Genomic DNA, 12,420 nt, shown 5'->3' with positions numbered 1-12,420 from the left:
GTCCGTGGCCTCCGCGACAATGGAGGGATGGGACGTGGAGACGGATCGGGACGCCTTGTGTCTCGTGCCGGCGCCGACGACACCGGCACCGGAATCCTGCACGTCGACATGGATGCGTTCTACGCGTCCGTGGAGATCCTCCACGATCCCTCCCTGCGCGGCCTGCCTCTGATCATCGGAGCTCCCGACGGCCGGTCGGTCGTCTCGAGTGCTTCCTACGAGGCGCGGCGCTTCGGCGTGCGCAGCGCCATGCCCGTGTCGCAGGCGCTGCGGCTGTGCCCGAGCGCACGGATCGTCGCCCCGGACTTCACGCGGTACCGCGCGGCGTCCGACGCCGTGATGGAGGTCTTCCACAGCGTCACCCCGCTCGTGGAGCAGCTCTCGATCGATGAGGCGTTCCTCGACGTGCGCGGAGTGCGGCGCCTGTGGGGGAGCCCCGGAGAGATCGCGGTGCTGCTGCGTCGCCGCGTGCTCCAGGAGGTGGGGATCACCTGCAGCGTCGGTGTCGCGGCGACCAAGCATGTCGCGAAGATGGCATCCACCATCTCCAAGCCCGACGGGATGCTGATCGTGCCGGCAGCGCGGACGCAGGAGTTCCTCGACCCCCGACCGGTGGGATCCATCTGGGGTGTGGGTCCGAAGGCCGCGGAAGCGCTGGAGCGCCGGGGAATCCGGCTGATCCGCGATGTCCGGGAGTCACCGCGGGAAGCCCTGGCGCGTGCGGTCGGGCCCGCTCTCGCGCAGCGCATCCAGCAGCTCGCTCGCGGCGAGGATGCGCGTGCCGTGGAGACCGAGCGGATCGAGAAGAGCATCGGACACGAGGAGACCTTCGAGCGCGACATCCTGGATGCACCGCTGCTGCGCTCCGAACTGCTGCGACTCGCCGACCGGGTCGGCGCTCGTCTGCGCGCCGCTCAGTGGCAGGCGGGGGCTGTCGCCGTGAAGATCCGGTTCGCCGACTTCAGCACCGTCAGCCGCACCACCTCCCTGGCCGAGCCGACCGAGGTCGGCCAGCGGATCGGCGAGACCGCGGTGGCTCTGTTCGATCAGATCGAACGCCGCGACCCGGTGCGATTGGTCGGCGTTCGGGCGGAGAAGCTGCAGCCGACCGGCGCGGGTGCGCTGGCGCTGTGGGACGACGACGAGGAGCAGCGGCGCCTGGAGGGCGCGCTGGACGATGCCAGAGAGCGGTTCGGTGCCGGGACGATCACACGCGCGCGACACCTGGGCCGCCACGGCGGCCGCGGGACCACGGACGCACCCCGCCCGTTCGGGCGCGAGTGAGCGTCGCGCGGCGCGTCAGCCTGCACTAGCGTGGGGGGATGCCGCACATCGCACTCGAATTGGGTAAGCAGGTCGCCTCCTTCGGCGTGAAGAGCTCCTATGGTGAGCCCCAGGACGTCGACGGCGTGAACATCACACCGGTCGCGCTGACCTGGGCCGGCTTCGGAGGCGGCTCCGGCCAGGACGACAGCGGCGCAGGCGGTGGCGGCGGGGTCTCCATTCCTCTCGGCGTGTACGTGCGGCGTGAGGAGGGCCTGCGCTTCGAACCCAATCCTGTGGCGCTTCTCGCCGTCGCGATTCCGTTCGTGTGGGTCGCCGGTCGAGCGCTGAGCCGCGTCATCCGTGCACTCAAGAGATAACGATCCGTTCGACGCGGCGCTCACCGAGGCGACCGTCCGTATCCGTGCCGGCGTCGTCGCGCTGGCCGCGTCGAACCCGGTGGTGGTCATCGACGGCCGCAGCGGCGCGGGCAAGAGCAGCCTGGCCGCACGCGTCACGCGGGAGTGGCCGCTGCGCACACCCGTCCAGCTCGTCGCGCTCGACTCGCTCTATCCGGGCTGGGACGGGCTGGAACGCGGTGCGGACATCGCCCGCGAGACGATCCTCGCGCCGCACGCGCGCGGACGGCTGGGAATCTGGCGGCGCTGGGACTGGGAGAATGGTGAACAGGCCGAGGCGCACGCCGTCGATCCCGCTCTCGGGCTCATCGTCGAAGGATGCGGGGCGCTGACGCCGACATCCGCACGGCTGGCCGATGTCACCGTCTGGGTGGACGGTCCCCCTGCCTCTCGACGGGCGCGCGCCCTCGAGCGGGACGGGGAGGGCTTCCGGGCGAACTGGAGCATGTGGGCGGCTCAGGAGGACGCGCACATCGCGCGTCACGCTCCCCAGGAGATCGCAGGAATCTCGGTCCGCACGCCCTAGCGTCCGGAGACGTCAGCGGGCGTCATGCTGATCGGCGAGCTGAATGAGGACCTCGAGACGGTAGCCCAGCCAGTCGTACGTGCCGAATCGCACATCCTCGGGGTCATGCGCATCCGTCCGATCGACGCCGAGGCGGGACGCGAGCACAAGTCGGATGCCGGTCAGCGTGCGCAGCCACGCGTCCAGCACGGCGGTGCTGACCTCCAGCACCGCCGTCCCGTCATCCCGCTCGCCCTCGAAGCGTTCGAGGCCCGTGCGCACCTCCAGCGCATCCGCACGGCGTTGGTCGAAGCCCTCGTCGCGCGTACTCCGCCGGAACTCGTCCGCAGCCTCCGGGTCGTCCGGATAGGCCGTCGGCGACAGCCGCGCGAGAGCCTCGTCGTCGTCCCTCGGGCCGTCGAGCAGCAGGATGTACTCGTCGACGACGGCGAGCAGGTGACGGCCCTCGAGCGGTGCCAGAGGCATGCGCAGCACGCTCACTGGGGCGCCTTCCGCACGGTCGCCCACAGGCCGAAGCCATGCATGGCCTGCGCGTGCATCTCCATGGTCTCCCGCGGGCCGGTGGCGACGACGGCGTGGCCGTCGTTGTGCACGGCCAGCATGAGGCGGGTGGCCTTCTCCTCGGGATACCCGAAGTACGTGCGGAACACGCGCGCGACGTAGCTCATCAGATTCACCGGGTCATCCCAGACGACCAGCTCCCAAGGCAGCAGCGGTGCCGAGGTGAGCTGCTCGTCGATGACGGGGGTGGAGGCGGGGTTGCTCATGCCCACCCCAACTCGTGCAGCTGCGCGTCGTCGATGCCGTAGAAGTGGGCGATCTCGTGCACCAGGGTGGTGTGGATCTCGGCGCGCAGCTCGGCTTCGTCGCGGCAGGCTGCGAGGTGGGCCTGCCGGTAAATGACGATTCGGTCGGGAAGCTCACCCAATCCGTACTGTCCGCGCTCGGTCAGCGCGAAGCCCTCGTAGACTCCGAACAGCTCCTCGCCGTTCTCCGGAGCGTCCTCGACGACGAAGACGACGTTCTCCAGGCCGTCCACCATGTCATCGGGCAGCCGGTCGAGCTCGTCGATCACCAGCGCTTCGAAGGCCTCCGCGTCCAGCTCCATGCCCAGACGGAGCTCCATGTGCACGCGTCGACCGTGGCGCGCGAGATCGAGCTCCGCTTCGGCGGCGGACAGCCGGCGGTGGAAGTCGTCCTCCGGGATGGGTTGCTCCTCAAAGCCTGCTGCGGCGTAGAACGGGGCGTTCCAGGGAACGTCCGCATACGTCCGCAGGGTGACCACGGTCGCCCCGCGTTCGGCGGCCTCGTCGATCGCAGCCTCGAGCAGCGCCGTGCCGTGACCGCGTCTGGTGTGCATCGGATGCACCGAGAGCTGCTCGATGTGGGCGGCGTGCTCGACCTCCAGCACGTGCACGAATCCGACTGCAGGACCCTGGTCCTGTTCGGCGGCCACGAGGATGAACCCCCCTGCCCTCTGAAGGTCGCCACCGGAAGCGGCGGGATCCCACCCCGTGGCGCCGAAGACGGGGTCGAACAGCGAATCCGCGGCGGTCTCGATGCCGGCGAGCGCGTCCAGGTCGCTGTCGGCTGCGGGACGCACGTACGAGGACATGCATCGATGCTATCCAGGTGTCGCGGCGCGCGGCGCCGATACGCAGAAGCCCCGGACTCTCGGGGAGTCCGGGGCTTCCATCCGGGGTGAGTAACGGGGCTTGAACCCGCGACCCCCGCGACCACAACGCGGTGCTCTACCAGCTGAGCTATACCCACCATGCGTCCGCCGGAGCGGACAACTCTTCGAGTCTATTACATGTTCGAGGCGAACTCTGACACGGTGCGTGCAGAGACCTCGCGAGCCTCCTCGGAGGTGGGGCCGGGCTCGGCGACGAACACGGCGCCACGGTAGTACTGCAGTTCGCGGATCGACTCCAGGATGTCGGCGAGGGCGCGGTGTCCGCCGTGCTTCTCCGGAGCCTGGAAGAACACCCGCGGGTACCACCGGCGCGACAGTTCCTTGACGCTGGAGACGTCGACGTTGCGGTAGTGCAGGTACTGGTCGACCCGCTGCATGTACTTCGCGAGGAACATCCGATCGGTGCCGATGGTGTTGCCTGCGAGCGGGGCCTTGCGCTCGAGTGGGACGAAACGCCTGATGTACTCGAGCGTCTTCTCCTCGGCCTCGGCGAGGCTGACGCCGTGGGGGATCTCCTCCAGCAGACCGGACGTGCGATGCATGTCGGTGACGAACTCGCCCATGTTGGACAGAGCCGCGTCGCTCGGCTTGATCACGATCTGGAATCCCGCGTCGAGGGGCCGCAGCTCGAAGTCGGTGACGACCACCGCTATCTCGACGAGCTCGTCGATCGCGAGATCGAGGCCCGTCATCTCGCAGTCGATCCAGACGAGTCGATCATTCTCAGACGCAGAAACCATGGGTCGATCCTATCGACGGGACGGACACGGTAATCTAGGGGGATCCCGCCTCCTTAGCTCAGAGGAAGAGCATCGGCTTTCTAATCCGTTGGTCGCAGGTTCGAATCCTGCAGGGGGCACCGACCGCTCAGAACCGCAGTGCGGCGACGGCGTCATCGGCATCCCAGAACTCACCGACGAGACGGAATACCCCCGACGCCAGGTGCAGACGCTCGGCGCGATAGCGGATGCCGAGCGGATCGGCCACGACGCGCAGGTGGCCGCGGATGGCGCCCCGCGTGTCGACGACGCGCCAGAGATGGTCTCCGGCGCGCTCCAGGTGCTCGTCGCGCGAGTGCAGCGAAGGGGTCTCCCACAGGATCGAGGGGAGGGTTCCCGAAGAAGTGTGCATGTCTGCTCCTTTCCTCCTTCGAACATAAGGACGGCCACCGACATCGCGTCCCGTAGACTCGGCGCATGCCCGCGCACTCTCCTTACGCCGCCCGACTCGGGAGCATTCCCGTGCTGCGACGCGAGGTCGAGGTGCTGGGCTCCACGACGGCGTACTGGGTGTACGGACCGGAGGGCGACGAGACCCCGACGGTGGTCGCCGTGCACGGCTTCCGTGGTGAACACCATGGCCTCGAGCCGGTCATCGCCTACCTGCCGGGGGTGCGCGTCATCTCGCCCGACCTGCCGGGCTTCGGCGAGACGGCTCCCATCCCCGGGCGCGAGCACGACCTCGCGCTCTACGCGGGCTGGCTGGCGGAATTCGCCCGCGCCGTCGCGCCCGGCGCGGTGATCCTCGGCCACTCGTTCGGGTCGATCGTCTCCTCAGCCGCCGTCGCGGGCGGCCTGAGCACACCTCGGCTGATCCTCATCAATCCCATCGGCGCTCCCGCGCTGGAGGGGCCCAAAGGGCTCCTGACGCGCCTCGCCGTGCTGTACTACTGGCTCGGCGCCCGCCTTCCCGAGCGCGTCGGAACCCTGCTGCTGCGCAATCCGCTGATCGTCCGGGTGATGAGCATCGCCATGGCGAAGACCCGGGATCCGGCGCTCCGGCGTTTCATCCATCATCAGCACGACACCTACTTCTCGCGCTTCGCAGACAGGGACGTGCTGCATGACGCCTTCGTGACGAGCGTCTCCCACGACGTGCGCGCGTTCGCCGGCGTCATCGACATCCCGACGCTGCTCATCGCCGCGCAGCGCGACGACATCACCCCCATCGAAGCCGAACGGCGCCTGGCGACGATGTTCCCGGATGCGCTGCTCGTCGAGATCGCCGATGTCGGGCACCTGATCCACTACGAGACACCCGCAGAAGCGGCCGGTGCGATCTGCCGCTTCCTCACGCTTCCCGTCGCGCGAGGCCGATGAGTCCGGCGACGCGGAACGGGATGACCTCTCCCATCGCCAACGACGTCTCGGTGCGCTCGACGCCGTCGATCGACAGGATGCGCGCGTCGGTGTCGAACAGGTGACGCGCGTCGCGGCACGCCACACGGGCGAGCACGTCGATGGAGCCGCTCAGGCCGTGAGCCTGCACGATCTCGGGAACGCGTGACAGTTCGGCGATGATCCGGGGAAGTTCGGTCTGGCGCACGCCGATGCTGATGAACGCCTGCAGCGGGAAGCCGAGGACCTCGGTCGAGTACGACCTCTCATAGGACTCGAAGACGCCCGTCTGCTCCAGCCGGGCCATGCGGGCTTGGATGGTGTTGCGCGACAGTCGCAACCGTTCCGCGAGCGCGACCACCGTCGTGCGCGGATCCTCCGAGAGGGCGACGAGCAGTTCGAGATCGACACGGTCAAGTGCGGGCATAGTGCCACACGATATCAGGGTCGGTTCGACGGGAAGTTCGCAACATGCTCAATATCGCCAGGGATGGTTGAGCGAGGTGTCAGGTCGACGTACGCTCGGAGACACCGACGGAGCCGTCGGGAGAGCCGTGCACACCCCACAAGGGCCGCCACGTCAGGAGGACGCCGATGTCACCGCAGAACACTCCGATCATCGACACGGAGAACGATCTCGAACTCACTGAGCGCATCATCGCGCCGGACGGCACGCGGATGCCGAATCCCCAGCTCGACCGGTATGTGCAGGACGTCGATTTCCAGGCGCTGCGCGACCTGCACCGCGACATGGTGGTGCTGCGCCGCATCGACGCCGAGGGGATCGCGCTGCAGCGCCAGGGGCAGCTGGGTCTCTGGGCCCCCTGCAACGGCCAGGAGGCCGCTCAGATCGGCACGGGGCGAGCTCTCGGCGACGGTGATTTCGTCTTCCCCAGCTACCGGGAGACCGGCGTGATGTACAGCCGCGGCGCGAAGCCGGCGGACTACGTCCGCATGTGGCGCGGCGAAGAGGGTGCTGCGTACGATCCCGCGGAACTGCGCATCGCACCGCTGCAGATCATCATCGGCGCCCAGACCCTCCACGCGGTGGGGTACGCCATGGGCATCCGATTCGAGGATGCCGACGAGGTCGCCGTCACCTACTTCGGCGACGGCGCCACCAGCCAGGGCGACGTGAACGAGGCGATGGTGTTCGCGGCCTCGTACCGCGCACCGGTCGTGTTCGTCTGCCAGAACAACCATTGGGCCATCTCCGAGCCGGTCGGGCTGCAGTCGCAGTTCCCGCTGGCGGGGCGCGCGCCCGGCTTCGGCATCCCGAGCATGCGCGTGGACGGCAACGACGTGCTCGCCTGCGTCGCTGCCATGCGCTGGGCGCTGGATCACGCGCGTTCCGGGAACGGACCGGCGTACCTCGAGGCCGTCACCTACCGGATGGGTCCGCACACCACCGCCGACGACCCCAAGCGGTATCGGTCCGAGGAGGAGCTCGAGCGGTGGCGTCGCCGCGACCCGATCGCACGGCTGGAGGCCCACCTGCGCGCGGCCGGGGAGCTGACCGAGGACCACCTCGCGTCGGTGCAGGAGCAGGCCGACGAGATGGCGCGCGAGATGCGCGCCGCCTGCCTCGGCATGACGACCCGGCCCGCGATGGCCGTCTTCGATCGGGTGTACGCCGAACCGCACTCCGGACTCGAGCGCGAGCGCGACGAGTACGCCGCCTACCTCGCGACCTTCGCGGAGGCCTGAGATGACGCAGATGACGTTGGGCAAGGCCCTCAACGCCGGCCTCCGGCAGGCGATGCGCGATGACGACAAGGTCGTGCTGATGGGGGAGGACATCGGCACGCTCGGCGGCGTGTTCCGCATCACCGACGGCCTCCTCGACGAGTTCGGCGCCAAGCGGGTCATCGACACGCCCCTGGCGGAGTCGGGCATCGTCGGCACCGCGGTCGGTCTCGCGTTCCGCGGATACCGGCCCGTGATCGAGATCCAGTTCGACGGGTTCATCTATCCGGCGTTCGATCAGATCGTCTCCCAGGTCGCCAAGCTGCACTATCGCACGCAGGGCCGGGTGAAGATGCCGATCACGATCCGCGTGCCCTGGGCCGGCGGCATCGGCGCGGCCGAACACCACTCCGAGTCGCCCGAGGCGTACTTCGTGCACACCGCGGGGCTGCGCGTGATCGCCGTGTCCGACCCGCAGGACGCCTATCGCTGCCTGCGGCAGGCCATCGCGAGCGACGACCCGGTGCTGTTCTTCGAGCCCAAGCGCCTCTACCACCACAAGGGCGACGTCGACATGGACGCTCCGCTCGCCGACGCCCCGCCGATGGGCCTCGCACGCGTCGTGCGGGCGGGGACCGACGCCACGATCATCACCTACGGAGCAATGGTGCGCACGGCGCTCGATGCCGCCGCCGCGGCCGAGGACGAGGGGATCTCGCTCGAGGTCATCGATCTGCGCTCGCTTTCGCCGGTCGACTACGAGACGGTGTCCGCATCTGTGCGCCGCACCGGCCGGGTCGTGGTCGCGCACGAAGCGTCGCGCGAGGCCGGCGTCGGCGCGGAGATCATCGCCAGCATCACCGAGTTCTGCTTCGAGTACCTCGAGGCCGCCCCCGTCCGGGTGACCGGCCACGACATCCCGTATCCGCCGGCCAAGCTCGAGAAGTTCCATCTCCCGGACCTGGACCGCATCCTCGATGCGGTGGACCGCGTGATGGACCGTCCGAACAGTCTCAGCGCAGCTGAGGAGGCCCGACAGTGATCGCGGAATTCCGTCTTCCCGACCTCGGTGAAGGGCTCACCGAGGCCGAAGTCGTCCAGTGGATGGTCGAGCCCGGCGATGCGGTCAGCCTCAATCAGACGCTCGCGGAAGTCGAGACCGCCAAGGCCGTGGTCGAGCTTCCCTCGCCCTACGAGGGGACGGTCGCGTCGCTGCATGCCGGCGCGGGGGACACGGTCCTGGTCGGCGCACCGCTGATCGCCTTCGACATCGCCGGAGCCGAGCCGGCGCCGCCGGATGCCGCATCGGCGGCGGATGCCGCAGACGACCCGGATTCCGGCGAGGGCAGGGCTCAGCCGAACCTGGTCGGCTACGGGGCTGCGCCCGCGTCGAGCGGACGCCCCGCCCGGCGTGCTCGTCGCGGCTCCCCGCGGGAGGCCGCCGCAAGCGCGGATGCCGCGGTCCGCGAGGCCGCGCCGCACGATGCCCTGCCGCCGAGTGCGGCCGAACCGGTCGTCGGCGAGCGCCCCCGCTCGACGCCTCCGGTGCGGGCCCATGCCAAGCGCCTGGGCGTCGACCTCGCACTGGTCGCCGCCGAGGTGGGCGATCGCGTCATCACCCGCTCCGACGTGGACGACTACGCCGAGCGCGTGGGGGCGGGTCCGCGTGAGGAAGGCGTGCAGAGCGCCGCTCCGCCCGCGCAGCGGCTGTCGGTGCCGTCCGGTACCGCGCGCGAACGCGCGCAGACCCGGATCCCCGTCAAGGGGGTGCGCAAGCACACGGCTCAGGCCATGGTGCGCAGCGCCTTCACTGCGCCTCATGTGACGACCTTCCACACGGTCGACGTCACGGCGACCATGGAGCTCATCGATCAGCTGCGCGCCGACCGATCGCTGTCGGAGCACCGTATCGGCCCCCTCGTGCTGGTCGCCAAGGCGGTCTGCCTGGCGCTCGGCCGCAACCCCTCGCTGAACGCGACGTGGGACGAGGACGCCGGGGAGATCATCGAGAACCACTACGTGGATCTCGGCATCGCGGCCGCGACGCAGCGCGGGCTGATCGTCCCGATCATCCGCGACGCCGAGCAGCTCTCGCTGACGGGGATGGCGGATGCCCTGCAGCAGCTGACCCAGACCGCGCGTTCCGGGAAGACGAGCCCCTCCGAGCTCGCCGGCGGGACCTTCTCGATCACGAACATCGGTGTGTTCGGAATCGATGCGGGAACGCCGATCCTCCCGCCGGGACAGTCCGGGATCCTCGCCGTCGGCGCGGTGCGACGGCAGCCGTGGGAGTACAAGGGCGAGATCGCGCTCCGCCAGATGATGACGCTCAGCGTGTCGTTCGATCATCGTCTCGTGGACGGCGCGGAAGGGTCGCGCTTCCTGAAGGACGTCGCCGACCTGCTCGAGCAGCCCGGACGGGCCATGCTCTTCTGATCGCCGGGGCTGGACGGCGGAAGTCGCCGCTCAGCCGTCGGCGCGCAGTGCGGCCAGCGCCATCGCACCCAGCAGCGCCGCCGTGTCTACGCGCGCGCGTAGAGCGGCGGTCGTGCTGTGCGGCGTGGAGTTGAGCAGTCCGAAGCATGCCTGGACCCGTAGACGCAGCGCGTCGCGCTCCTCATCGACGAGGGCGGAGAGGGCGTCGATCCACAGGTCGATGTAGGCGCGCTGCAGGCGGCGCACGTCGGCACGACCCTCGGGGGAGAGGTAGGCGAGATCCCGGTCCTGCACCCGGATGACATCCGCATTGCCGAGGGCGAAGTCCACGTGGAAGGCGACCAGATCGTTCATGCGCTGATCCGCTGAGGCCGCCGCGGAGGCGACATCCAGGCCACCGGCCACCAGGCGTTCGCTGACGCCGATGAGCAGCGCGCCCAGCAGCGCCTGCTTTCCCGCGAAGTGGCGGTACACCGCCGGTCCTGACACGCCGACGGCAGCGCCGATCTCCTCCAGGCTCACCCCGGAGTAGCCCCGTTGCGCGAACAGCTCGGCGGCTGCGGCGAGGATCGCGTCTGTGCGTTCGGCCTTGGCGCGGTCGCGGGCGGTTCCGGGCGTTGTCATTTCGGTTAATCCTCGCTAACCTGAATTGTCGGGTTAGTGAACACTAACCAATCTGACGCGAAATTTCAGCACCGAATGTGAGTCGAGGAGGACCCACGATGGCTCCGATCCAGCAGGAACTGGCCGACGAGCTGCGCACGCGCCTCGACACGGCGGCCCTCGGCGGACCGGAGCGCGCGCGCGAGCGCCACGTGGCGCGCGGCAAGATGCTGCCTCGCGACCGCGTGACGCGCCTGCTCGATGAGGGGAGCCCGTTCATCGAGATCGCCCCGCTCGCGGCATCCGGCATGTACGGCGGCGAGGCGCCGGGCGCCGGCGTGATCGCCGGTATCGGCCTGGTGCACGGCCGCCATGTCATGGTCGTCTGCAACGACGCGACGGTGAAGGGCGGCACGTACTTCCCTCTCACCGTCAAGAAGCATCTGCGTGCGCAGGAGATCGCGCTCGAGAATCGTCTGCCCTGCCTGTACCTCGTCGATTCCGGCGGCGCCTTCCTCCCCAGGCAGGACGAGGTCTTCCCCGACCGCGATCACTTCGGGCGCATCTTCTTCAACCAGGCGCGCCTGTCGGCCGAGGGGATCCCGCAGCTCGCCGCTGTGATGGGCTCGTGCACGGCCGGAGGCGCGTACGTCCCCGCGATGAGCGATGAAACGGTGATCGTGCGCGACCAGGGCACGATCTTCCTCGGCGGGCCGCCCCTGGTGAAGGCCGCCATCGGCGAGATCGTCACTGCGGAGGAGCTCGGCGGCGGAGAGCTTCACGCCCGTCGTTCCGGCGTGGTCGATCACCTCGCCGAGGACGACGAGCACGCCCTCGAGATCCTCCGCGACATCGTCGCGACTCTGCCGCGCCCTGCGGCTCCCGCCTGGGACGTCATCGCCTCGCGCCCTGCCGGCGAGACAGGATCGATGTACGACGTGGTGCCCGTCGACGTCAACGCCGCGTACGACGTGCACGTCGTGATCGACCGTCTCGTCGACGCCGACAGCTTCACCGAGTTCAAGCCGGAGTACGGCACCACGCTCGTCACGGGCTTCGCGGTGCTCCACGGGCACCCGGTCGGCATCGTCGCCAACAACGGCGTGCTGTTCAGCGAGTCCGCGCTCAAGGGCGCGCACTTCATCGAACTGTGCGACCAGCGGGGCATCCCCCTGCTGTTCCTGCAGAACATCTCCGGCTTCATGGTGGGCAAAGACGCCGAAGCCGGCGGGATCGCGAAGGACGGCGCCAAGATGGTGACAGCGGTCGCGACGACCCGCGTCCCCAAGCTCACCGTCATCATCGGGGGCTCGTTCGGCGCGGGCAACTACTCGATGTGCGGCCGGGCGTACTCGCCGCGGTTCCTGTGGAGCTGGCCCGCCAGCCGGATCTCGGTCATGGGCGGCGCGCAGGCGGCATCCGTCCTCGCCACGGTGAAGGAGGACCAGCTGGTCGCACGCGGGGAATCCTGGACCCCGGAGCAGCGCGCCGAGTTCGAGGCGCCCATCCGGACGCAGTACGAGGACCAGGGCGAGCCGTACTATGCGACGGCGCGCCTCTGGGACGACGGCATCGTCGACCCCGACCAGACGCGTGACCTGCTGGGGCTGGCCCTCGACGTCGTCTCCCGCAGCCCGCTGCCCGAACCGCGCTTCGGCCTCTTCCGGATGTGAG

At 69.3% G+C, this 12,420-nt stretch carries 15 protein-coding genes, 2 tRNA genes and 1 pseudogene; 9 read left to right on the top strand and 9 right to left on the bottom strand.

Annotated features, from left to right (window positions below; all coding sequences use genetic code 11):
- The first annotated feature begins 27 nt into the window (after nt 1-27).
- From dinB to ACFQY2_RS15690, 3 genes are read left to right on the top strand one after another with little or no spacing between them, the layout of a single operon-like run.
- On the top strand, nt 28-1,284 hold the full coding sequence (dinB, locus tag ACFQY2_RS15700; protein WP_378746941.1) for a DNA polymerase IV: 1,257 nt from the start codon (nt 28-30) through the stop codon (nt 1,282-1,284).
- Between the two features lie 38 nt (nt 1,285-1,322).
- Nucleotides 1,323-1,643 (top strand): hypothetical protein, encoded by a 321-nt coding sequence (locus ACFQY2_RS15695; RefSeq protein WP_378746940.1) that lies wholly within the window; start codon nt 1,323-1,325, stop codon nt 1,641-1,643.
- Nucleotides 1,627-2,208: a hypothetical protein gene (locus ACFQY2_RS15690; protein WP_378746939.1), complete on the top strand. Its 582-nt coding sequence runs from the start codon at nt 1,627-1,629 to the stop codon at nt 2,206-2,208. The genes ACFQY2_RS15695 and ACFQY2_RS15690 overlap by 17 nt, the downstream gene beginning before the upstream one ends.
- Nucleotides 2,209-2,220: 12 nt before the next feature.
- On the opposite strand, the gene ACFQY2_RS15685 is transcribed toward ACFQY2_RS15690, so the two are convergent.
- The 6 genes and pseudogenes from ACFQY2_RS15685 to orn all read right to left on the bottom strand — a co-directional run bounded on the left by ACFQY2_RS15685 (nt 2,221) and on the right by orn (nt 4,644).
- Complete coding sequence (locus tag ACFQY2_RS15685; RefSeq protein ID WP_378746938.1) at nt 2,221-2,688, bottom strand: DUF2017 family protein; 468 nt, start codon at nt 2,686-2,688, stop codon at nt 2,221-2,223.
- Entirely contained in the window at nt 2,685-2,975 is a 291-nt protein-coding gene (clpS, locus tag ACFQY2_RS15680; RefSeq protein WP_378746936.1) for an ATP-dependent Clp protease adapter ClpS, read from the bottom strand. Before clpS ends, ACFQY2_RS15685 begins: the two co-directional genes overlap by 4 nt.
- Entirely contained in the window at nt 2,972-3,316 is a 345-nt protein-coding gene (locus ACFQY2_RS15675) for a metallopeptidase family protein (protein WP_378747056.1), read from the bottom strand. The genes clpS and ACFQY2_RS15675 overlap by 4 nt, the downstream gene beginning before the upstream one ends.
- 114 nt (nt 3,317-3,430) lie before the next feature.
- Nucleotides 3,431-3,823: pseudogene (locus ACFQY2_RS15670) on the bottom strand (GNAT family N-acetyltransferase); the annotation flags it as partial.
- Nucleotides 3,824-3,908: 85 nt separating this feature from the next.
- Nucleotides 3,909-3,981, bottom strand: a tRNA-His gene (locus ACFQY2_RS15665).
- Nucleotides 3,982-4,017: 36 nt separating this feature from the next.
- Nucleotides 4,018-4,644, bottom strand: coding sequence for an oligoribonuclease (gene orn / locus ACFQY2_RS15660; RefSeq protein ID WP_378746935.1), 627 nt, complete (start codon nt 4,642-4,644; stop codon nt 4,018-4,020).
- A gap of 47 nt (nt 4,645-4,691) precedes the next feature.
- On the opposite strand from orn, the gene ACFQY2_RS15655 reads away from it, so the two are divergent.
- A tRNA-Arg gene (locus ACFQY2_RS15655) sits at nt 4,692-4,763 on the top strand.
- Nucleotides 4,764-4,771: 8 nt separating this feature from the next.
- Here ACFQY2_RS15655 and ACFQY2_RS15650 read toward each other — a convergent pair.
- On the bottom strand, nt 4,772-5,035 hold the full coding sequence (locus ACFQY2_RS15650; RefSeq protein WP_378746934.1) for a hypothetical protein: 264 nt from the start codon (nt 5,033-5,035) through the stop codon (nt 4,772-4,774).
- Nucleotides 5,036-5,100: 65 nt separating this feature from the next.
- Between ACFQY2_RS15650 and ACFQY2_RS15645 the strand changes: the two genes are divergently transcribed.
- Nucleotides 5,101-6,003: an alpha/beta fold hydrolase gene (locus ACFQY2_RS15645; RefSeq protein ID WP_378746932.1), complete on the top strand. Its 903-nt coding sequence runs from the start codon at nt 5,101-5,103 to the stop codon at nt 6,001-6,003.
- Here ACFQY2_RS15645 and ACFQY2_RS15640 read toward each other — a convergent pair.
- Nucleotides 5,975-6,448: an Lrp/AsnC family transcriptional regulator gene (locus ACFQY2_RS15640; RefSeq protein ID WP_378746931.1), complete on the bottom strand. Its 474-nt coding sequence runs from the start codon at nt 6,446-6,448 to the stop codon at nt 5,975-5,977. The genes ACFQY2_RS15645 and ACFQY2_RS15640 overlap by 29 nt on opposite strands.
- A 167-nt stretch (nt 6,449-6,615) precedes the next feature.
- On the opposite strand from ACFQY2_RS15640, the gene pdhA reads away from it, so the two are divergent.
- From pdhA to ACFQY2_RS15625, 3 genes are read left to right on the top strand one after another with little or no spacing between them, the layout of a single operon-like run.
- Nucleotides 6,616-7,728 (top strand): pyruvate dehydrogenase (acetyl-transferring) E1 component subunit alpha, encoded by a 1,113-nt coding sequence (pdhA, locus tag ACFQY2_RS15635; RefSeq protein WP_378746929.1) that lies wholly within the window; start codon nt 6,616-6,618, stop codon nt 7,726-7,728.
- A 1-nt stretch (nt 7,729) separates the two neighbouring features.
- Complete coding sequence (locus ACFQY2_RS15630; RefSeq protein ID WP_378746928.1) at nt 7,730-8,749, top strand: alpha-ketoacid dehydrogenase subunit beta; 1,020 nt, start codon at nt 7,730-7,732, stop codon at nt 8,747-8,749.
- Entirely contained in the window at nt 8,746-10,143 is a 1,398-nt protein-coding gene (locus tag ACFQY2_RS15625) for a dihydrolipoamide acetyltransferase family protein (protein WP_378746927.1), read from the top strand. Before ACFQY2_RS15630 ends, ACFQY2_RS15625 begins: the two co-directional genes overlap by 4 nt.
- Nucleotides 10,144-10,173: 30 nt before the next feature.
- On the opposite strand, the gene ACFQY2_RS15620 is transcribed toward ACFQY2_RS15625, so the two are convergent.
- Complete coding sequence (locus ACFQY2_RS15620; protein ID WP_378746926.1) at nt 10,174-10,767, bottom strand: TetR/AcrR family transcriptional regulator; 594 nt, start codon at nt 10,765-10,767, stop codon at nt 10,174-10,176.
- Nucleotides 10,768-10,865: 98 nt separating this feature from the next.
- Between ACFQY2_RS15620 and ACFQY2_RS15615 the strand changes: the two genes are divergently transcribed.
- Entirely contained in the window at nt 10,866-12,419 is a 1,554-nt protein-coding gene (locus ACFQY2_RS15615; protein WP_378746925.1) for a carboxyl transferase domain-containing protein, read from the top strand.
- Nucleotide 12,420: the final 1 nt, after the last annotated feature.

The organism is Microbacterium sp. GCM10027623, assembly GCF_042666935.1.
GTDB lineage: Bacteria > Actinomycetota > Actinomycetes > Actinomycetales > Microbacteriaceae > Microbacterium.
The sequence above is the reverse complement of the archived record's forward strand: the minus strand, read 5'-3'. Positions and strand labels throughout refer to the sequence as shown.